Origin of the sequence: Salinivibrio sp. MA351, assembly GCF_001996065.1 — a bacterium.
Lineage (GTDB): Bacteria > Pseudomonadota > Gammaproteobacteria > Enterobacterales > Vibrionaceae > Salinivibrio > Salinivibrio costicola.
Genome location: NZ_MUFG01000035.1, coordinates 1 through 21,403, shown reverse-complemented (window position 1 = coordinate 21,403; position 21,403 = coordinate 1). Strand labels below are relative to the sequence as shown.

The 21,403-nt window shown below is 46.4% G+C and carries 16 protein-coding genes; all 16 read left to right on the top strand.

Annotated elements, in window-relative coordinates; all coding sequences use genetic code 11:
• Positions 1 to 269: 269 nt before the first annotated feature.
• The gene (gene tssB / locus BZG78_RS14205; RefSeq protein ID WP_077461344.1) at positions 270 to 779 is read left to right on the top strand and encodes a type VI secretion system contractile sheath small subunit; all 510 of its coding nucleotides are present in this window, start codon (positions 270 to 272) and stop codon (positions 777 to 779) included.
• 43 nt (positions 780 to 822) lie between these two features.
• On the top strand, positions 823 to 2,295 hold the full coding sequence (gene tssC, locus BZG78_RS14200; protein WP_077461343.1) for a type VI secretion system contractile sheath large subunit: 1,473 nt from the start codon (positions 823 to 825) through the stop codon (positions 2,293 to 2,295).
• Positions 2,296 to 2,297: 2 nt separating this feature from the next.
• Positions 2,298 to 2,735, top strand: a complete 438-nt coding sequence (tssE, locus tag BZG78_RS14195; RefSeq protein ID WP_025740375.1) for a type VI secretion system baseplate subunit TssE — start codon at positions 2,298 to 2,300, stop codon at positions 2,733 to 2,735.
• Positions 2,736 to 2,740: 5 nt separating this feature from the next.
• Positions 2,741 to 4,510 (top strand): type VI secretion system baseplate subunit TssF, encoded by a 1,770-nt coding sequence (gene tssF, locus BZG78_RS14190; protein WP_077661566.1) that lies wholly within the window; start codon positions 2,741 to 2,743, stop codon positions 4,508 to 4,510.
• A gap of 11 nt (positions 4,511 to 4,521) precedes the next feature.
• Entirely contained in the window at positions 4,522 to 5,475 is a 954-nt protein-coding gene (tssG, locus tag BZG78_RS14185; protein WP_236719535.1) for a type VI secretion system baseplate subunit TssG, read from the top strand.
• Between the two features lie 2 nt (positions 5,476 to 5,477).
• Complete coding sequence (gene tagH / locus BZG78_RS14180) at positions 5,478 to 6,950, top strand: type VI secretion system-associated FHA domain protein TagH (RefSeq protein ID WP_077577318.1); 1,473 nt, start codon at positions 5,478 to 5,480, stop codon at positions 6,948 to 6,950.
• Between the two features lie 2 nt (positions 6,951 to 6,952).
• Complete coding sequence (gene tssJ, locus BZG78_RS14175) at positions 6,953 to 7,429, top strand: type VI secretion system lipoprotein TssJ (protein ID WP_077461339.1); 477 nt, start codon at positions 6,953 to 6,955, stop codon at positions 7,427 to 7,429.
• Between the two features lie 5 nt (positions 7,430 to 7,434).
• Positions 7,435 to 8,769 (top strand): type VI secretion system baseplate subunit TssK, encoded by a 1,335-nt coding sequence (gene tssK, locus BZG78_RS14170; RefSeq protein WP_077577317.1) that lies wholly within the window; start codon positions 7,435 to 7,437, stop codon positions 8,767 to 8,769.
• Positions 8,770 to 8,771: 2 nt separating this feature from the next.
• Complete coding sequence (gene icmH / locus BZG78_RS14165; RefSeq protein ID WP_077461337.1) at positions 8,772 to 9,539, top strand: type IVB secretion system protein IcmH/DotU; 768 nt, start codon at positions 8,772 to 8,774, stop codon at positions 9,537 to 9,539.
• A gap of 38 nt (positions 9,540 to 9,577) precedes the next feature.
• Positions 9,578 to 12,217 (top strand): type VI secretion system ATPase TssH, encoded by a 2,640-nt coding sequence (gene tssH, locus BZG78_RS14160; RefSeq protein ID WP_077661565.1) that lies wholly within the window; start codon positions 9,578 to 9,580, stop codon positions 12,215 to 12,217.
• Positions 12,218 to 12,219: 2 nt separating this feature from the next.
• The gene (locus BZG78_RS14155; RefSeq protein ID WP_077461335.1) at positions 12,220 to 13,800 is read left to right on the top strand and encodes a sigma 54-interacting transcriptional regulator; all 1,581 of its coding nucleotides are present in this window, start codon (positions 12,220 to 12,222) and stop codon (positions 13,798 to 13,800) included.
• Positions 13,797 to 14,471 carry a type VI secretion system-associated protein VasI gene (gene vasI / locus BZG78_RS14150; RefSeq protein WP_242413031.1) on the top strand — a complete coding sequence of 225 codons (675 nt, stop codon included), beginning with the start codon at positions 13,797 to 13,799 and terminating at the stop codon, positions 14,469 to 14,471. Before BZG78_RS14155 ends, vasI begins: the two co-directional genes overlap by 4 nt.
• A 2-nt stretch (positions 14,472 to 14,473) precedes the next feature.
• Positions 14,474 to 15,886 carry a type VI secretion system protein TssA gene (gene tssA, locus BZG78_RS14145; RefSeq protein ID WP_077661564.1) on the top strand — a complete coding sequence of 471 codons (1,413 nt, stop codon included), beginning with the start codon at positions 14,474 to 14,476 and terminating at the stop codon, positions 15,884 to 15,886.
• Between the two features lie 61 nt (positions 15,887 to 15,947).
• Entirely contained in the window at positions 15,948 to 19,448 is a 3,501-nt protein-coding gene (gene tssM / locus BZG78_RS14140; protein WP_199877205.1) for a type VI secretion system membrane subunit TssM, read from the top strand.
• 48 nt (positions 19,449 to 19,496) lie between these two features.
• Positions 19,497 to 20,768 carry a type VI secretion system ImpA family N-terminal domain-containing protein gene (locus tag BZG78_RS14135; protein ID WP_077661562.1) on the top strand — a complete coding sequence of 424 codons (1,272 nt, stop codon included), beginning with the start codon at positions 19,497 to 19,499 and terminating at the stop codon, positions 20,766 to 20,768.
• 191 nt (positions 20,769 to 20,959) lie between these two features.
• Positions 20,960 to 21,403 (top strand): Hcp family type VI secretion system effector (locus BZG78_RS14130; protein ID WP_077661561.1); only part of this gene is annotated, 444 nt, incomplete at its 3' end.

Here is a 21,403-nt window from a genome sequence, read left to right as displayed (position 1 = left end):
CGCTAACATGATGTTTACATATAAATTGTCATGACAGTGTCAAGGTGTCAGCGTTGCGTGTTTTTTTGATCATAAAAAATAAAAATGAGGCATTACTCCAAAATTATGCATTTTTAATTAATGTCTAATTTTTCGTTATGTATGCTGGCGCACCGTCAGTGATTGCAGCACAACAGGTCATTGATGTTTGTAAGATGTTAACGCAGTCCAGCGTGGCAGGATCATTCCTGGCTGTGCTGCCATTTTGGTGAAGGTATCGAGGGTTCAAAGTGTCCAAAGAAGGAAGCGTTGCGCCAAAAGAGCGCATAAATATCAAGTACGTACCTGCAACGGGTGACCAGCAAGCGGAAGTAGAGCTGCCACTTAAAACCTTGGTTGTTGGTGATTTTAAAGGTCACACTGAAGATACGCCGGTTGAAGAGCGTGCGACAGTGTCAGTCGACAAAAACAATTTTGAAGACGTAATGCGTGAAAGTAATTTACATCTTTCCACCACTGTAAAAAATCAACTTACTGATGATAAAGACGCTGAACTGCCTGTTGAGCTGTCTTTTAAATCAATGAATGATTTTGCGCCTGACTCTGTTGCAGCTCAAGTTCCCGAGCTCAAAAAACTAATAGAGCTTCGTGAAGCCTTGGTTGCATTAAAAGGTCCTCTTGGCAATATTCCAGCATTCCGTGATCGCTTACAGGAGCTGCTTAACTCTGAAGAGTCTCGTGAGAAGTTGCTTGCTGAGCTAAGTATTGTCAGTAGCGATGATGACGCTCCGAAAGAGTAATTGATTCAAACCAGTAGTAACTTAAGCCTTAGGAAATAGAAACATGTCTACAAGTGAATCAGTCGTAGAGTCTCCTGAAGTCAAGGAAGGTGGCTTACTTGACGAGATAATGGCGCAAACGCGTATTGAGCCTAGCGAAGAAGGCTATGATGTCGCAAAGAAAGGTGTCGCCGCCTTCATCGAAAACCTCGTTGGCAACGATCAAACCCAAGAGCCTGTTAACAAAGCACTTGTTGATCAAATGCTTGTTGAGCTTGACAAAAAGATCAGTGCTCAAATGGACGAAATATTGCACGACACGTCTTTCCAAGAAATGGAATCGGCATGGCGTGGACTTAAATTATTTGTCGATCGGACGGATTTTCGCGAGAACAACAAAGTTGACATCTTGCATGTGACCAAAGATGAGTTGCTAGATGACTTTGAGTTTGCGCCTGAAACAACGCAATCAGGTCTCTATAAGCACGTCTACTCATCAGGTTACGGTCAATTCGGTGGTGAGCCAACGGGTGCCATTATTGGTAACTATGCCTTCACCCCATCTACGCCAGATATGAAGTTGCTTCAATACATGGGTGCGCTAGGTGCGATGGCCCATGCGCCATTCATCTCAAGTGTTGGACCTGAATTTTTTGGTATTGAGTCGTTCGAAGAGCTGCCAAACATTAAAGATGTCAAGTCCATCTTTGAAAGCCCTAAATATACCAAGTGGCGCTCAATTCGTGAATCTGAAGATGCACGCTATTTGGGTCTGACTGCACCGCGCTTCTTGTTGCGTGTTCCGTACGATCCAACCGAAAATCCGATCAAATCTTTCGTGTATCACGAGAACGTTAGCCAAGCTCATGAACACTACCTTTGGGGGAACACCGCATTTGCATTTGCAACGCGTCTAACGGATAGCTTTGCTAAATATCGTTGGTGTCCAAATATTATTGGGCCACAAAGCGGTGGTGCAGTAGAAGACCTTCCGGTTCATGTTTATGAATCGATGGGCGCACTACAATCTAAAATCCCGACGGAAGTGTTGATCACTGACCGCAAAGAATTTGAGCTTGCCGAAGAGGGATTTATTGGCTTGACCATGCGTAAAGGTAGCGACAACGCTGCTTTCTTCTCTGCCAACTCAATCCAAAAACCGAAGGTGTTCCCAAACACCAAAGAAGGTAAAGAAGCGGAAACCAATTATAAGCTCGGTACACAGCTACCTTACATGATGATTATTAATCGCTTGGCGCATTACATCAAAGTGCTACAACGAGAGCAAATTGGTTCTTGGAAAGAACGTCAAGATCTGGAGCGAGAGTTGAATACTTGGCTCAAACAATATGTCGCTGACCAAGAAAACCCACCAGCAGATGTACGTAGTCGTCGACCACTTCGCGCTGCCAAGATTGAAGTGACTGACGTTGAGGGTAACCCTGGCTGGTATCAGGTGTCTTTGGCCGTTCGTCCTCATTTCAAATATATGGGCGCGAACTTTGAACTGTCTCTTGTTGGTAGGCTTGATCAGTAATCATGGCATACGTTGCGCTAGAAGACAGTGCATTTGGTGTCGGCTTCTTGGAGCGTCTTGAAGCCGGCGCTAAACCTGTATCTGTCACTCAGGGGCCGAGTAGCCCAGACGTGGTGAGATCGATCAAACGCAATATTGCCAATGTGCTGAATACACGTATTGGCGGGGCGCAAAGCTCTCCTGAACTCGGTCTTATTGATTTCAACGATGCGACACTCGAAAGCTTAGACTTATCGCTCAGAGTGAAACTCGCGATCAAAGACTGTTTAGAGAGATATGAACCGCGGCTAACAAATATCCTGGTGACATCAGACTTTGATCCGCATTCACCGTTAATGTTGCGGTTCAATATTGTTGCTACCGTCAACAGTGAAGCGCTGCACGAGAAAGTTCAACTTAGCTTGTTTTTAGACCAGAACCGCCAATATCGGGTGTTGTAAATCGCATGACGAAAGACAAGTATTTTCGAGAAGAACTCGCGTTCTTGAAAGAGCAAGGTAAAGCTTTTACTGAACTGCATCCCCAACTGGCTCGCTTCTTACACGGTCGACACACCGATCCTGATGTAGAGCGGTTGCTAGAGGGATTTGCGTTCTTAACGGGCAAGTTGCGCGAAAAAGTGGATGATGACTTTCCAGAGTTAACTCACTCAATCATTAATATGCTTTGGCCCAATTATTTACGGCCAGTCCCTAGCATGTGTATTGCGCAATTCAAACCAGAAGAAAGTCTCAGTGAAAAGCAAACTGTGGTGAAAGGGACTGAACTTGATAGTAAGTCTGCCATGGAAACTCAGTGTCGCTTTCAAACTTGCCGTGACGTTGATCTTTACCCGCTTTCTTGCTCCAGCGTTCATGCTGAACATACGCGCGAGGCGACGACAATACAGCTACAGATGACGCTCAGTGGTGATATGTCGGTACGAGATGCCAACATTAATAAACTGCGCTTTTATATTGGCGGAGACAAATATAGCGCGCAAATGCTCTATCTGTGGTTGAGTCATCATCTAGAGAAGGTAACGGTGCATGTTGATGGAACAGCATTTTCGTTACCACGTGATGCGTTCTCATCTGTCGGATTTAACGCCGGCGATGCTTTATTGCCATATCCGCAAAATGTTTATGATGGTTATCGTGTGCTGCAGGAGTATTTGTCATTTCCAGAGGCGTTTCACTTTGTTGACATCGGGGGGTTAGATAAAGCCATACCGAGTAATGTATATGGACAGTTTACGGTGCAGCTGCATCTCTCTAAAACCTTGCCATCGGATGTCAGAGTCAGACCTGAAAGTTTTCAGCTTTACTGCACACCCATTATTAACTTATTCAATCATGATGCAGACCCTATTGATTTAACGGGAAAAAACACTGAGTACAAGGTGATCCCGTCGAGTAATAAACCGGCTCACTATGAAGTGTTTAGTATTGATAGTGTCACTGGGCGACAAGACAAGATTATTGATGGACAGCCTATTCGCGGTCAAAAGCGGACTTATACGCCATTTGAAAGCTTCCAGCATGAAGTTGAGCGCGTGCGTAACCGCGAGACACTCTATTACCGAGCGCGTGTCAAAGACAGTATTCGTGGTGATGGATTCGATTCTTTTATCTCTTTCATTCGAGGGGACGAATCGACATCCGTGGACGTCGATGAAGCTGTTTCGATTAAGCTGACTTGTACGAATAGACAGTTACCTTTGGAGTTAGGCGTCGGTGATATATCGTGTCCAACGGATAGCTCACCACCATTTGCAGAATTCGAGAATATCACCATTCCAACTCAAGCACTCCGTCCTGTGCTAGATGGCAGTTTATTATGGATGTTGATTTCTAATTTATCGCTCAATTATTTGTCATTGTTATCCAAAGATGCACTTAGCTGTGTATTAACAGCGTATGATTTCCGTGCGCTTGTCGATCGTCAAGCAGAGCGAGTAGGTAAGAAGCGGCTAAACGCGATTGAAGACATTCAATCAAAGCCAATGGATAAGCTATTGAGAGGAATGCCTGTCCGTGGCTTACAGTCGACGATTTATCTTAATCAAGACGGGTTTGGTTCTGAAGGCGATTTATATTTATTTGGAACGGTACTCAGCCACTTTTTCTCGTTGTATGCGAGCATTAATTCTTTTCATGAGCTCACCGTCATCAACACAACGAATAATGAGAGCTATACATGGCAGACGAGAGTCGGGAAGCAACCACTCATTTAGAAGAAACAGAAATGAGTACCGCTGATCTCGTAAAAGATGCGCGAGTGTATAGCTTCTTCCAATTAGTTGAGCTTTTGCAAAAGCATAAAGGGCTTAACCCAGAGGAAGAAGAATGGGAGCGCGAGTGCCAGTTAGTGTTTAGTGCAAATCCGAGTCTTGGGTTTGCTGCATCAGATATAGCATCGCTGGATCAAGTGAATGATCACACAGTGATGCTAACGAACTTTTTAGGACTTGCGGGCTCACAATCGCCACTGCCGGCCTTCATTACAGAGCAACTGCTACATGAAGAGCCAGGAGGAATTAAAAGACCCTTCTTGGACTTTTTTAATAACCGATTGATCGCATTGGTCTATCGAATATGGCGCAAATACCGCTATTACGTCAGGTTTCAGCCAGGTGCGGAAGATCAGTTTTCGGCACAGTTATTCGCGCTTGTTGGGCTGGGTGATCCCCAGTTAAGAGGGGACACCCCGATAAACTGGTGCAAAATGTTGGCTTATGCCGGGACGTTAGCGGGGCGAAGCCGATCACCGACAGTGGTTGCTGGCATCATCGCGCACTGTTTTGATCTTGAACATGTAGAGATCCGCCAATGGGTAACGCGCAAGGTAAAGATTGCGAAAGAGCAACAGATGTCTCTTGGCTGTATGAATGGTCGCCTTGGTGAAGACACTGTGATTGGAGAGTCGGTTTTTGATTGCAATGGAAAGTTCGTTATTTGTATCAAAGATCTGACACGAGAGCGTTTTAATGATTTTTTACCGGTCGGTAAAGAGTATCAGCCTTTGTGTAAGTTAGTTGAATTTATTCTGCGTGAGCAGATGGCATTTGATTTGGAGTTGTCGATGACAGATGAAGAAACACCTGCTCTTCAGCTGGGGCAACACATAGCGCTGGGATGGACATCTTTCCTTGGCGAAGAGCTGCAAGATAAGCGTGTATTAATTCAGGTAAGGCAATAACGATGGTCTCACAACATCAAAACGGCATAACACTCGTAGTCGCAAACGCGCAAACCTTAGAATCTGGTTTGTCGGCACAGATTCGTTTTGTGGAATCTGGTGGCACCATTGGCGCATCGCCCGCCGTGCATTGGCGATTAAAAGATCGTTTAGGACGCGTGCATGATTTGCATTGTGAGATCTTAATGGTGGATGGTGCTTTTTGTGTGCGTGATGAGTGTGGACAGACCTTTGTTAACGGTACCGATATGCCGCTTGGTAAAGGGCAATTAGCACGTTTAGCACATAAAGATGAAATGCAAATTGGCCCATATGAGATACGCGTGTTAACCGGAAAAAACGAAGAGGTTGACGCTGGACATATTGATACGCTTTTTGATTCTAACCACACAGATTTGTTAGCGAATGGTCATGAACCAGTCGATGACGAGCCCGAGCTTGAAGATGTATCAGCGCCTATTGATCCCTTGGCCGAGCTAGAGGCATCGACACATATCCAAGGATCAAACTGGTTATTGGATGGTGAACCAGCCGAGCAGATCAGTGAAACGGGTAATTTGATTTCAAAGAAAAACTTGGTTGAAAAGCAACCTTCGTTTACGCCTCAGGCCGACAGCGAAGATGTCATGTCTGCCTCTGTGCGATTGAAGCGTATTTTTGGATTCGGTCAGAAAAAAAACCAGGCCACCAGTAACAAGTCAGATCAACAAGTATTGGATGCACAGCCAGCGAATATGGCATCACATACTCCTTCCAAGCCGATAGAAAATGAGATGAAGCCAATGGACGAAAAAGAGCTAGGACTTCTCGAGCAAGAAGTGGCCAAGAGTTTGCAAAATGAATCATCGCCTACGCCGTCAAATAACCATGGTGGACACGGGCAACACTTATTAACGGGTCCAATGCTAGAAGGGCTTGGTGTTCGTATAACGAATGAACAAGATGTTCAACGGATGCATTTCCTGTCACAAGAAATGGGTCAATCGTTACAAGCGTGTTTAAAAGGCTTGCTAGCACTGCACGAACAAGCTGCAGAAGGACGATTTGGAACGATGAACCGTAATCTTCAACCTATTGAAGACAACCCGTTACGTCTTGGTCTTTCTTACCAAGATACGGTTCGCACTATGTATGACGCGGATAAAAGCTTAGTTCATTTGTCTGCGCCTGCAGCCATTGCTGAGAGCTTAAAAAATGTAAGAGATCATAATGAAGCAACGCAGGATGCGATTTCAGAAGCATTAGATCAAATATTAAACGCGTTTTCACCGGAAGTGCTGTTACGTCGTTTTCAACATTGTCGACGCAATACGGACGCACATGAAGATGGTGAGTCGGCTTGGGCGTGGGAAATGTATTGTAATTATTACAAAGAGCTTACATCTAACCGTCAACAAGGCTTCGCTAAACTCTTTTGGGAAATATTTGAGCAGGTCTATGACAAACGTATTCGCGAAAAACAACAGGAGGGCTAATCATGCTTAAAAAGTTAGGCGTGCTTTGCGCAATCATACTATTGACAGCCTGTAGTTCTTCAGATGAATACAAGCCTGAAGAACAACCCACGACTGCGACGTTTAGTTTAGTCAGTGACAGTGGTGTAAATCCGAATATAGCAGGAGACCCAGCACCTATCGAGGTACAAGTCTTTGAACTCGAAGATGATTCGATGTTCATGTCTGCGGGATTTGATCAATTGCGTACTGACTATGAAGGWGCATTGAGTAGTAACTTTATTAATAACTACGACTATGTTCTGACCCCAGGGCAATTCAAATTTGTCAATGCGTTTGAGATCGATGAAGACACAAATTATATCGGTGTGATGGCACATTTTGCCGAACCTAATCTCGGGGAATGGAAAAAAGCTGTCAAAGTGCTGAACAAAGGCCGCAAGTATCATTTGTTGATGCTATTTCAAGATTATGACGTGAAATTAGAAAAGGTAGAATAAAGGTAATGTTTGCACGTAATCGCGTGATATGGAGCGAAGGGCTCTTTATTAAGCCTCAGCATTTCCAGCAGCATCAGCGCTACAGTGAGTATTTATTGGAAGAGCGGTTAACGTCCGTCAGTAAATATTTATATGGCATTGCTGAGCTGTCACTAAATCCGGAATACCTAGCGTTTGGACGTATTGCTATCGAGCGAGCAGTCGGTGTCATGCCAGATGGAACGGCGTTTCGTATCCCACAAGAAGACGTAATGCCTGAAGCGTTAGAAATCGAAGACGGATCGCTTTCAAATCAGTTGATTTACCTTGCTATACCGTTGCGCAGTGAATCGATTATGGAAGTGAACTGGCCTGATGAAAAAGGGTCAGGGCGCTATGAAAGCCGTCGTATCGATGTACGAGATGTACAGAGTGTGCAAGGTGACACAACCACGCTTGATGTATCACCGATTCAGTTGCAATTGATGCTAGAAAAAGAGGATCGCAGTGCCTATGCCTCTATTCCTATTGCACGGATTTCAGAAAAGCGACCTGACGGCAGTGTTGTCCTTGATGCTAATTTTATTCCGTGCCATTTCAATGTTGCTGGTAATGCGACCTTGCACCGTTTTATCAATGAAATGTCTGGTTTGATGCAAGAGCGCGCAAAAAATATCGCTCAACGTATTAGTTCTCCTTCTCAGGGCGGTGTGGCTGATGTCTCTGATTTTATGCTTTTACATTCGTTGAACCGTCTGTATCCGCAGATGAAGCACCTTGCCTCTTTAGGCAGTCTGCACCCAGAACGTTTGTATGAATGCTTGTCGTCAATTTGTGGTGAGTTAGCAACGTTCACGGATGAAAGCCGTCTGGCACCGTCAATGCCAGCTTATAACCACGATATGCCGGGTGATGCATTTTGGCCTGTTATCCGCTATTTGCGCCAGAGCCTCAGTGTGGTGCTGGAGCCTCGAGCCGTCTCTATTCAGCTAGATAAGCGCAACTACGGCCTGATGGTCGCGCCGGTTCAAGACCCGCAATTGATGGAGTCGGCAGAGTTTATCGTTGCAGTTAAAGCACGTATGCCATTGGATGAGTTACGGCGATTGTTCACTCAGCAAACCAAAGTCTCTTCGGTTGAGAAAATTCGCGAGCTTATTTCACTTCAACTGCCTGGTATTCCGCTGATTTCGCTACCTGTTGCGCCTCGCCAGTTGCCTTACCATGCCGGCTATACCTACTACCAATTGGACAAAGAGAGTGCGGCGTGGTCGATGCTCACGAACTCTAGTGGCTTTGCGTTCCATGTCGCCGCCGCATTTGATGATCTTGATATTCAATTCTGGGCGATAAGAGATTGATTATGGCAGCCACTGACGAAAGTGTCTTTAAAGACCTCCTACATGATAACGTTGAAAAAATAGACAGTGACCAAGATTACTGGTTTCAACTACGTGGCCACAATGCTAATGCGTTGGTGGATGCGGCAACCCCTCTATTCGGGTTAGCGTTGCGAGTACGTTCATTATCCAGTTGCGAGAATATTGAGCAAATCTACCACCAAACGATCGAGGAAATAAAAGCGATCGAAATAGAGCTATCAGAGCAAGGTTATGAACACGCAATGCTGATGGCATATCGCTATATATTGTGTACGTTTCTTGATGAAGCGGTCATGGGTACCCCATGGGGAGCTAACACCTGCTGGGCTGAGCATTCAATGTTGTCTCGTTTCCACAATGAAACATGGGGAGGCGAGAAAGTATTTACCGTTCTAGGTCGTTTGGAAAACGAGCCCGAGAGGTATCGACCATTACTCGTGTTTATTTATCACTGCTTGTGCTTGGGCTTTGAAGGGAAATATCGAGTGATTGATGGGGGGTATGCGCAGCGAGAAAAAGTCATTAAAAGGCTACATGACCAACTATTAGATGATGAAAAGCAACCCAAACAACTGAGTGAGGGGAGTAACCATGTTGTTAACACTCGGTATGCACTCAGCCGCCAGGTGCCGCTTTGGTCTATTTTTGTCGGATTTCTCGTCTTGTGGGCGGGTATCTTCGCTGGCTATTCATACTTTCTACATGAAAAGTCTGAAAATGTACTCAGTCAACTGAATCAGTTGCTGTGACCCGAACAACATTATATTGATTAGAATTAGGTGTCCCTGTGATTCGAATTGAATTGTCCACGCTCATCGCTAAATTGAATGCGCCAAGCAAATTAGCACTCGAGCAAGCCGCCTCATTATGTATTGAGCGTCATCATCCTGAAGTCTTAGTTGAGCACTTCCTAGAGGTCTTGCTAGATAATCCTTTGTCTGACGTTCGACTCATTACCAAGCAAGCAAATATCGACACTGAGTCGCTTAAGCAAGCGCTCGCAGGTAATTACGAGCGAGATAACACGCTTGATACCTACCCAGCGTTCTCGCCGCTGTTGGTTGAAGTACTGCAAGAAGCATGGTTGCTATCAACCACAGAGCTAAACCAATCAGAATTGCGTTCGGGAAGCGTCTTTTTTGCGGTATTAAATCGCGCCGACCGCTACTTGTCGCGTTCGGCATCCAAGTTATTAGCAGGCATTAATCGCGAGAGCTTGAAAACGCATTTTGACGCTATTGTCGCGGACTCTGCTGAAACTGCCGTGGAAAGTGACCAGAAAAAAGGGCCAAAAGCGCCATCAATGGAAGGCAGCGAGTCACCGCTTTATAAGTATTGCTCCAACATCACCGCACAAGCCAAAAATAGTGAATTGGATCCAGTGCTTTGTCGCGAAGAAGAGCTCAACTTAATGGTTGATATTCTTTGTCGCCGTCGTAAAAACAACCCAATTGTTGTCGGTGATGCGGGAGTAGGCAAAAGCGCCATGGTGGAAGGGTTAGCCTTACGCATTGCGGCCGGTAATGTCCCAGAGCGCCTACAAAACGTTGAGCTATTCTGCCTTGATCTTGGTTTGCTTCAAGCGGGTGCTTCCGTCAAAGGTGAGTTTGAGAAGCGCTTGAAAGGTGTCATTGATGGCATTAAGAGCGCGCCGAACCCCATTATTCTGTTTATTGATGAGGCTCATACTCTCATTGGCTCAGGAAACCAGGAAGGGGGCAGTGATGCCGCCAATTTGCTCAAACCCGCCTTAGCGCGTGGCGAGCTGAGCACGATCGCCGCAACCACCTGGAAAGAATACAAAAAGTATTTCGAAAAAGATCCTGCTTTGACGCGTCGTTTTCAGTTGGTGAAGCTTGAAGAGCCTTCCGTAAACCAAGCCGTTGATATTATGCGAGGGCTTGGCAGTGTGTATGAAAAAGCCCATGGTGTATTGATTGCCGATGATGCCTTAAAAGCGGCGGCGGAACTGTCTGCTCGCTATTTATCTGGGCGTCAGCTGCCTGATAAAGCGATCGATGTACTCGACACTGCCTGTGCAAGGATTGCCATTAATTTAACGACTCCCCCTAAACGTCTCGCGTTACTTGAAACACTCTGTCATCAACGCCAGCAAGAAATAGAGATGCTGAAGCGAGCCCAATATATTGGCCAAGCCGTTGATCAAGCTCGTTTAGATGAGCTTGAGACACAAGAGCAAGCGGACGAAGCTGAAAAGCATGCACTGCAAGCACGCTGGGGGGAGCAGCGTTTGTTGGTTGAGGAAATCATTGATCTACGCGCGACACTGTTAAATCCGCCACTATCAGCCGAACTTGATGAGGGTCAAGTTGATGAAGCGTCACAAGAGCAAGACCGTGAAGCGTTAGCAAAGACATTGGCTGACAAATACGATGCACTTAACGCTATTCCGCATGACCAGCGGTTGATGCATCCACACGTTGATGCTGAGCAGGTGGCAGAAGTGATTTCTGATTGGACAGGCGTGCCTATCGATCAAATGAACAGCGACGAGCTCTACAAAATCACAAACCTGACAACGTTACTGGGAAATGCGATTAAAGGGCAAGACATTGCTATCGAACGCATACATCGGCACTTACTGACTGCGCGTGCGGATTTGCGGCGTTCTGGACGGCCCAAAGGCGCATTTTTACTTGTAGGACCAAGCGGTGTCGGTAAAACAGAAACCGTGGTGCAATTAGCCCAGCAACTCTATGGTGGTAAACAATTTTTAACCACGATTAACATGTCAGAGTACCAAGAAAAACACACGGTCTCACGTCTTATTGGTTCGCCCCCAGGTTATGTTGGATATGGCGAAGGCGGTGTACTGACCGAAGCAATCCGCAAGATGCCATATTCTGTGGTGCTTCTTGACGAGGTTGAAAAAGCCCATCCAGAAGTGCTCAACATCTTCTATCAAGCTTTCGACAAAGGGGAGCTAGCGGACGGTGAAGGGCGCATGATTGACTGTCAGAACACCGTTTTCTTCCTGACGTCTAACTTGGGCTATCAAACGATTGTTGACTATGCACACGACAAAGCCAACATTGATGATGCGTTATATCCTGAGCTTGCCGCATTCTTTAAACCTGCCTTGCTGGCACGGATGGAGGTTGTGCCTTATGTCCCACTAGAACGTGACGTGTTGGCGGAGATCGTACGCGGCAAATTAGCGCACCTGGAAGCGACTTTTGCTCAGCGCTATGGCGCAACCGTTGATATTGACGACAGCCTAATTGACGAGATTTTGAAGCGCGCAACGCGGAGCGAGAATGGCGCCCGTATGCTCGAGGCGATTATTGAAGGACAATTATTGCCACCCGTCTCACTCGAATTATTAAACAAGCTGGCCGACAAAGCGGCGATCACGCACGTTCGTCTACTGGCAGATAATGGCGAGTTTAAGGGTGAGGTAGAATAAGAATGCATAACTGGCTAGCTTATGTTACTGACTTAGCTCGGGAAAGGCGAACAACTGACTTGCAGTCTCGCTTTATCCAGATTTTGGTCAGCGAGCTCAAGCTGCGCAAAGGAATGCTGCTGGTCCCGAGTTGTGATGGCAGGCAGCTTGTCTGCCATTCCAGCGGGGAGTCTTGGTCTGTCACCGACTTTGACACACCATTTGCACACGTGTTGCAAAATGCGACGACTAAGCATTTAGTGGCAGAAGACATTGTTTATTGGCAGTCTAATCGAGCCTTTTCAAAGGCTATTGGCGATCTTGGCTTATTTGAAGCCGTCTCTATTCGACCGTTAATTCGCCATGATAGACATGTAAAACTCTTGCTTTGTCTTATCGGCGATGACCAAACGCTATCTAGCCTTTGGAATGATGCGTCGTTTTTACAGGTGTTGGATGTGTTTGAACATCAATGGTCACTGCTCAATGAAATGGAAGGAGAGGAAAGCAATCGTCGTGCGTTAAAAGCCTCTTTGACTGACATTGAAAAGCAAACACGGCAGCAAGAAAGGGCGGCGAGCCTATCCTCCACCCTGATTGGAGACAGTACTTTAATGAGAAGACTGCGTGAGCAAATTGCTAATGCGGCTTCCTCACAATTATCTGTACTGGTCCAAGGCGAGACAGGAAGTGGTAAAGAACTTGTCGCGCGTGCCGTGCATGATTTATCACCGCGTCGACACCAGCCATTTATTCCGATCAACTGTGCTGCTATTCCTGAACATTTGCTAGAAAGTGAGCTATTTGGTTATGAAAAGGGTGCATTCTCAGGTGCGAACATAGATAAAGAGGGCCTGATTGCTCAAGCAAATGGAGGAACACTGTTTCTTGATGAAATTGGTGATATGCCGATGAGTTTGCAAGCTAAATTACTGCGTGTGCTTGAATTAGGGACGTTCCGCCCCGTCGGAGGAAGTCGAGAGCGTCAATCTGACTTTCGGTTGGTGTCCGCGACACATGTGCACCTGCTGGACAATGTAAAAACAGGCTCTTTCCGTCAAGATCTATACTATCGTTTGCTCCAATATCCGATTCATGTGCCATCGCTTGCTCAGCGCAAAGAAGATGTGCGTCAGCTGAGTTATCACTTTCTTGATAGGTTCAATCATCAACACGGCACCCGTGTAGGAGAGCTGCAGCCTGACGCGCTCGATATGCTCTTGAGTTATAGCTTTCCAGGTAATGTACGAGAATTAAAACACCTTATTGAATACGCATGTGCTCAAACGCCTGATCGTGAATCTATCAGCATTGCGACCTTTAGTGGGCGTATCAGTAACGGGCAACCTGTATCAGGCTCCTCAAACGTTCAGTCGATGCCTATAGGCTATACCAATGGCGCGTCGACGGCTGATAGCGTGTTAAATATTGATGCAGCTTCCATCGCCGATCTAAAACAAGCGTTGCACGACTTTGAGCAACGGATCATCACTGATCGCTTGTCTCAATTTGATGGCGATAAAAGTAAAGCTGCCGATAGTTTGGGCATTCCTCGTCGAACCCTAACCTATAAGTGCCGAAAACTAGAGATAAAAGCCCCATGAATAACCCAAACTATTGTGCACTAGCCGGGGTCATGCTGGTGTCAATCTTGGCACCGTCCACGGTGACTGGCGCACCTGCTTCCGCTCAAAAGCAAGTTGAGCAAGCCAAACAATGCCGCGCGGTGACGTCACGATTAGATCGTCTCGCCTGTTTTGATCGTGTATTTAATACCCAAGTTTCATCGTCTGAACCTGCAGATAATCACTTAGAAATGCCGTTACAGTGGCGTAGAGCAACACAAGCGGCACAAGACAGTGCGCCAAAAACATGGTCATTGAATCAAAAGGGTGAGGGACGAGGAAGTAGCGCATGGATTACGTTACAGGCGAGTAACATTAACACCGCTTTTCGAGGCAGCGAACAGCCGTTATTGATGCTTAGCTGTATCGATAACTTAAGCCGAGTGGAGTTGATGCTACCGGAGCCGATTGATGATGGTCGGGTCAAACTAACGTTTCCAAATACTCAGACCCAGTATTGGCGAAATGATGACTCAGGTGTTGTGCTCTCGTCCTCTCGTGGTCTACCTGCAATCCGTCTAATGAAGACATTCGCGCAGGATGAACGTTTAACCATTCGCTCTAATTCTCAGTACGTTGATGGGCTGACATTTGATACCCAGCCATTAAGTAATGCACTGGGCGCTCTTCGTTCTCGTTGTGGTTGGTAAATATGGAACTGAAAGAATATAAACGCAGCATTTCACAGCCAATCCCTGGAAATAGCGCAGTCGGTGAGCGTTTAGTCGATGATCCTTTGTTTGATTTCGTTGAAGATCAAATGATGAAAGTTGGCTCGCTCTCCCATGCTGATGTTCAGTGGGACGAGGTGGAGCACAGCGTTGTTAAGTTGTTAGCAGAAAAGAGCAAAGACATTAAATTGCTGACTTACCTGCTGCAGTGTCTACATCACCAAGCGTCTCCGGCTCGCTTTATCCTCTCGTTTGAGTTGATGGCATCATTTATGTCTCAGTATTGGGAAGACAGCTTCCCAGCACCGGGTAAGCGTGGAAATCTGCCTCGTCGAAAGTTCTTTAGTCAAATGGCACAGCGATTTTCGATGGCGATAGATAAAACGGACTTTGGCCAGTTTGATGCGCAAGATCGTGAGTCATTGACGAAGGCGATCGCCGAATGGGAAAAGGCAGTTGAAGAGAAAGGCCTGACCAATGACGTCGTCAGTAGTGTCGTCGTGAATGTGCGAGCCGAACTGCGAAAGGCGGAAGAGCGTCAGCGTGCTAACCAAACCGCGAAAGAAACACCGCAAGCCTCGGCGCGAACCGCAACGACAACAGCGACATCCTCTGGCTTAGATGTTGATCACTCCAGCGACAAAGCAACCAAGCAAACGTTACTAAAAGTCGCCTCTTTTTTGGCGGAACAAGATGATGGTATGGCACTCGCGATCCGCCTTCGTCGCTACGCGGTTTGGTACAGCATTACCGCCTTACCCGATCATAAAACCGGCGGCGAGACGCAATTGCGAGGGATGCAACAAGATCGAGTGAAAGACTATCAAGATAAAATGCGGCACCCCGATTTGGCATTATGGCGGCAAGTTGAGCAAAGCCTCACTATGGCACCTTACTGGTTTGAAGGGCACTTAATGAGTTACTCCATTGCTAAAAAATTGGGTCACCAAAGTTGGTGTGACGCGATTCAGTCAGAAGTCAGTCAGTTTCTAGAGCGGCTTCCTGGGCTGGCAGAGCTGAAGTTCAAGGGTGGAGAGCCGTTTGTGTCTGATGCGGTTAAAGATTGGCTAGCTCATGGCAGTACGGGACAAGCAAGTGGAAAGACCGTAAACGGTGACTGGCAAGAAAAGAGAAAAGAAGCGCTGTCGTTGGCCAAAGAGGGAGGTATTGCGGTAGCACTCTCCATGCTAAACGATGGGCTACAAGCGGCACGAGAACCACGCGATCATTTCTATTGGCGAATGATATCGGCCGATCTCATGCGAGCGAATCAACTTAACAGTATGGCTCAAGAGCAGTATCAAACGCTAAATCAAGAAATTAAAACCATGAGCGTCATCGACTGGGAACCCAGCTTGGTGGAACAACTTGAACGCAGTACAACGTCAGAGTGATTAAGGGCGAAAATTCATGTGGAAAAACATTTTTAAAATAGCGAAAAAGCTTAAGCCTGGCATGGTCGCAGCCTTTCCTATTTTATTAGCAGCGATTTTTATTCTTGTTAATGTCGCCATTTGGTGGGCAGGCCCTTGGTTGACGATGGGCGAGAAAAAACCATTAGCATCCGTGATGGCACGCGCTGTTTGTAGTGGTTTTATAACGCTTGGCGCTTTAGCGATTTGGGGCGTATGGCAATGGCGAAAGCTACAAAGCTTCCAAGCAGAGCAAGCGCACACTGAACGATTGCGTGAAGACCCCATTCAGATATACGAAGAGCGCCAAGAGAAAGAGCTGAATCAGGTTGTTGCAAATATGAAGCAAAACTTGAACAAGCGGAATCATCTCTATGCACTCCCTTGGTATCTTGTTCTCGGGCTTGAAAATGCGGGGAAAACTAGCCTAATTAATCGTTCGGGGCAGAACTTTGTTTTCTCTTCGGTTATGCGAGCATCGGGCAAAAAGAGTGAGAATCCATACTCATTTGACTGGTGGATCGGTGACGAATCGGTTGTTATCGACCCAGATGGTGAGTTGCTGACACAAGGACATAAGGACGAAAATAATGATGGTGAGCTTGAGCGTCGTTTGTGGTCGCACTTTGTTCAGTGGCTGGAGCAGACCCGTAGCCGCCGTCCGCTCAATGGGATTGTATTAACCCTTGATGCGTCACACCTTGCCACGGCCACGGCATCAGAACGCAAGGCGTATGCCAACCTATTACGTGCCAGGTTGCGGGAGTTGATGGAGACGCTATCGACACGGCTTCCTGTTTATATTGCACTAACAAAACTCGACTTGTTGTATGGCTTCGAACCGTTTTTTAAACATTATTCTAAGCAGCAACGCGATGAGGTGCTTGGTTTCACTTTTTCTTTAAACTCTGTGGATGATTTGGACTCATGGCTTAAAGAGTTTGATGAACACTATTCTGCATTTATTGATCGCATTAATGCGATAGTTCCGCATGCACTGGCCGCTCCGATTGATTTTGAGGATCGTAAAGCGATTTATAGCTTCTCGCGTCAGATCGCTGGGCTGAAAGATATTCTTGCTACTTTTTTCAATGAAGCACTGGCGAGTGATCAATTCTCTACTTCGGCGCTGGTTAGAGGCGCGTATTTTACCTCTGTCTATCAGCAAGGGGTACCAACGAACGCATTCGATGATGCAGCCTCTCGTCGTTATGGATTGTCACATGCGGTCAATCATGCTCAAAAGGCCAAGAATTCAACGATTTTTTTCACGCAAAAACTATTTAGCAATATTATCTATCCCGAGGCGGGGCTCGCGTCGGATAACTTCCGCGTGGCAAAACATAAACGGCGCTTGATGGGAATGTCTGTCTTGGCATGCTCTATCGCCACTGTCTTATTAGTGGGGACATGGCATCGCTATTATCTGGCCAACGTCGCACATGCAGATGCGGTATTGACAAAAGTTGATCAATATAAAACCCAATTCTCAAACAGTGCTGCCGGTGCATCGCAACGTGAGGTGCTTAAACCGCTCAACCAGATCCGTCAAGCGACGCTGGAATTTGGCTTTTTCCGCGAGAAGCCTAAATATGTCTCTGACTTTGGTCTATATCAGGGTCATGTGATTGGACCTAAAGTTGAACAAACGTACCTCAACCTATTAAAAAGTCGATTCTTGCCTCTTTTGATGGCGGATACGGTGATTGATCTTAATCAGGCAACAACAGATCAAGAGCAGCTGGTGGCGTTACGTGTTTATCGGATGATGGTGGATAAAAGCGGCCGCTATCATGACTATGTGATGGATTATTTTAGTCAACGATGGCAACAAGAATTTGCCGGGCAAAAGGTCATTCAAGAACGTTTACTCGGCCATTTGGATTATGCCATGCGGCATACGGATTTGACGGCTGCACGTCGTCAAGGTGACGACGTGGCAGAGCGTGTGATGCGGCCCTATGATATGACCATTGCACGTGCTCAAGCCGATTTGCGGATAATGCCGACCGACCAACGTGTATATCGGAACTTGAAGCTAGACGCAGAGACCGTTCTGGGCTCGGGAATGAACCTGCGGAACGCGGTAGGTCCTGTCTTTGATATCGTTTTTGATGAGCGAGAAGTCGATAGCGAAAACTTACATATCCCGCAAATGCTGACCAAAACTGGCTTTGAAGATTACTTTGTGCCGAAGCTCCAGTCAGTTTCTGACTTGGCGTTGATTGATAGCTGGGTATTAGGTGAAGCAGAAACGGCGCAGTTTAGTGACGCGGATAAAAGGGCACTTAGAAACAAAATACGTGATTTGTATGTTGCTGATTATACAAATACGTGGCGTACAGCGCTGAACGAAATTGATGTGAAGTTTTTCAGTGATATTAACGATGCCGTAACGGTTCTGGATAATTTTACTGGGCACGTAGGACCGTTGCAGCGTTTATTACGTACCCTCGAAACCAATACCCAGCTTGCATCAGGCCTCGGTTTGGATGAAGACGCTCAAGAAGCGATCTCAGAAAATCCAAAATATGAGGTGGCGTCACAAATACAGGCACCATTTTCAGATTTGAACCGTCTTGTTAAGGCAGTGAACGATAAACCGGCCTACCTGAGTGAAGTGTTGGCGTCGGTACAGGAACTAAAAAGCTACCTTAAATCTATCAAAGATGCACCTGACATAGGTACAGCGGCACTGGATGCGACCAAAGCACGTGTTAAGTTGGTGAATACCGACCCCATTTATACACTTAAACGGATTGCTACCGGTTTACCTGATCCGCTTGATGGTATGGTTGATAAACTCGCCGATGAAAGCTGGCATGTCGTTAAACAAGCGGCAATCAAACACCTTGAAACTCGTTGGTATCAAAAGGTATATCGCCCTTATCAACAAAAGTTAGCGAACCGATATCCGTTTAATCCGAATGCCAGTAAAGATGCATCACTTAGCGACTTTGAAAGCTTCTTTGCGCCACAAGGAACCCTGGATAATTTCTACAATAGTCAGCTGAAAATATTTATAGATGAAAACATATCAGTTGGAGATAAAGGGACAAATGGGTCGTTAATTCGCCAAGACCTGCTAGCCCAGATCCAAAAAGCACAAAAAATCCGAGAAGCGTTCTTTAATCGTAAAGGTGTTTTGGATGTGAGCTTCTCTGTTGAGCCCTTGCGTTTAAGCAGCAATAAACGACGCAGTGTTTTGAATGTTGATGGTCAGTATGTGACCTATAGCCATGGGCCTAGAGACAGTATTGAGCTCATTTGGCCAAATACGCTTCGTGACTCGGCTACCTCAAAACTGACATTGGTGCCCACGAAAACCAACCTGTCACCGCGTAGTGTCGTGATACGCGGTCCATGGGCGTTGTTCCGTCTCCTTGATCAAGGAGCAGTGGTCTCGGCTAGTACTACTTCGGTTGACTATCAATTCAATGTTGATGGCGGTGGAATGATCTACCGTGTTAATGCTCAGGCTGCCACTAATCCATTCACGCAGCGCTTGTTCAAATCGTTCAAGCTCTCACGCAATCTCTACTAACTGATCATGGGGCGAGTATACTCGCCCCTGCTTTATCAGGAATGCTAAATGTCTTTTATACTCTCGATTGATAACCAGCCTTTTCGTATTATCCAAGATGTTCAACCCTTGCGTGATGACGAGCGTTATCAAGCAATTAGAGACCAAATCAATAAACGACACTCGCCATTATCCGGGGGGACCGATTGGCAATTTGTAAAAGATAACTGTCAAGCACTCGCCAGTGAGCAGGGTATTGATTTACTGCTCAGTGGCTACTATACCGTCGCGGCATTAAAAATTGGCGGCCTAGCAGGATTGGCAAACGGGTTGGAATTGATCCTTGCTTGTTTGAATAACGAAGACGCGGTCTCTGAAAAGCGTGCCCGGGCGCGAAAAGAGGTGCTGGAGTGGGTGAATGCTCGAGTACAAGGAGAGCTAAACCAGATTAAGCCAGACCAACAAGCATTACGCGAGTTGTATCGTTGTGAAAAGCTCTGCGACACCCTATATCATGTGCTCGAACAGCACCAACCCAAGTATGTGGTTGACTATGAGGGGATCGCGTATGTGTTGTTTGAACATATCGACCGAATAGAAACGCGATTTCATAGTGCACTAAAACAGCAACAACGCGATGAAAACGTTAACCCAACCATTAGTATAAGGGTAAGCCGTATTCGCACTCTATTGGCCGGTGTCGTAGGGGCCTGTTTAACCGCGGTCATATGGCTGGGTTACCCATATATCCCTTACTTTCAAACCCCCTTTCAAGTCGATGCGCCGGCGCCGAGCTTAAATCATGCTGACGCCACGGCGGCTTTTGCAAAAACGCATCAGTCAAGCACCTTAGCGCGCTGGGAATCACAATTCGTCCCGTTATACGCGCAATCGACGACTCAAGAATTGGAGCAGTCGATTGAATCGAGCAAAGTACTGGCCAAAGCGCATCTTAATGCACTGGCCACACTCTATGCCGACAATAAACAAACTCGAGAATTATTGACGCGTTATGACATGGAGCGCAAAGAGGCACTGGGAAATACCGCTAAATACATCGATAAGTTTCGCGCGGTTCGAACCAAGATGGCGAATATGGCCCTACTTGCAGAGCAAAACCGCTGGTGGGCGTTGCAAAAGCAAACTCGATCTTTGGAAGATTTCGCCATCAGCTTATCGCCTATTTATGGACGAGCCGATTATGTCGAAACACTTGTGGAACAGGGTGATATCGATAAAGCCAACGCCGAGCTAGCCGTACTTACCGAACGCTTAAATTACCTAAGTTGGAAAGTCGTCCAGCTTCAAGAAAAAATTAATGTTCATCAAGCTACTCGGTAGCCTTATGCTGAGCAACTTTTTGCTTGGCTTGGCAAGAAGTTGCTTGGCACGTGCAAAAAATTGGTCAGGAATATTCTAATATACTGATTTATAATGGTAAAAAACTTGGCATGCATTTCGCTTTATAGGGTGGCGAACAAGCAACATCACCGTCGTGGTGGTGCTCTCTCATTACATACAAAGGAGCGATTATGCCAACGCCATGTTATATCTCGATTGAAGGCGAAACCCAGGGTTTGATTACTGCCGGTGCCTGCACCGCGGATTCTATCGGTGATTCTTTTGTCGAAGGCCACGAAGACGAAATGCTGGTGCAGCAGTTTGACCACAATGTGACCGTGCCGACGGACCCACAATCAGGTCAGCCCTCTGGCCAACGTGTGCACAAGCCGTTTAAATTCACCGTGGCACTCAACAAAGCGGTGCCATTGCTTTATAACGCACTGGCGTCGGGTGAGAAAATGTCAACGGTCGAGCTGAAGTGGTACCGCACCTCGATTGAAGGGAAACAAGAAAACTTCTTTACCACCAAGCTGGAAAGCGCTTCGATTGTGGACATTCACTGCGAGATGCCCCATTGCCAAGACCCGGCGAAGTCAGACTTCACCCAAAACCTGACGGTATCGATGTCTTAC

What these genes read in the sequence shown, in the direction of transcription:
- tssC (WP_077461343.1), top strand. Translation starts at nt 823, where the DNA reads ATGTCTACAAGTGAATCAGTCGTAGAGTCTCCTGAAGTCAAGGAAGGT.
- tssE (WP_025740375.1), top strand. Translation starts at nt 2,298, where the DNA reads ATGGCATACGTTGCGCTAGAAGACAGTGCATTTGGTGTCGGCTTCTTG.
- tssF (WP_077661566.1), top strand. Translation starts at nt 2,741, where the DNA reads ATGACGAAAGACAAGTATTTTCGAGAAGAACTCGCGTTCTTGAAAGAG.
- tssG (WP_236719535.1), top strand. Translation starts at nt 4,522, where the DNA reads ATGAGTACCGCTGATCTCGTAAAAGATGCGCGAGTGTATAGCTTCTTC.
- tagH (WP_077577318.1), top strand. Translation starts at nt 5,478, where the DNA reads ATGGTCTCACAACATCAAAACGGCATAACACTCGTAGTCGCAAACGCG.
- tssK (WP_077577317.1), top strand. Translation starts at nt 7,435, where the DNA reads ATGTTTGCACGTAATCGCGTGATATGGAGCGAAGGGCTCTTTATTAAG.
- icmH (WP_077461337.1), top strand. Translation starts at nt 8,772, where the DNA reads ATGGCAGCCACTGACGAAAGTGTCTTTAAAGACCTCCTACATGATAAC.
- BZG78_RS14155 (WP_077461335.1), top strand. Translation starts at nt 12,220, where the DNA reads ATGCATAACTGGCTAGCTTATGTTACTGACTTAGCTCGGGAAAGGCGA.
- vasI (WP_242413031.1), top strand. Translation starts at nt 13,797, where the DNA reads ATGAATAACCCAAACTATTGTGCACTAGCCGGGGTCATGCTGGTGTCA.
- tssA (WP_077661564.1), top strand. Translation starts at nt 14,474, where the DNA reads ATGGAACTGAAAGAATATAAACGCAGCATTTCACAGCCAATCCCTGGA.
- tssM (WP_199877205.1), top strand. Translation starts at nt 15,948, where the DNA reads ATGGTCGCAGCCTTTCCTATTTTATTAGCAGCGATTTTTATTCTTGTT.
- BZG78_RS14135 (WP_077661562.1), top strand. Translation starts at nt 19,497, where the DNA reads ATGTCTTTTATACTCTCGATTGATAACCAGCCTTTTCGTATTATCCAA.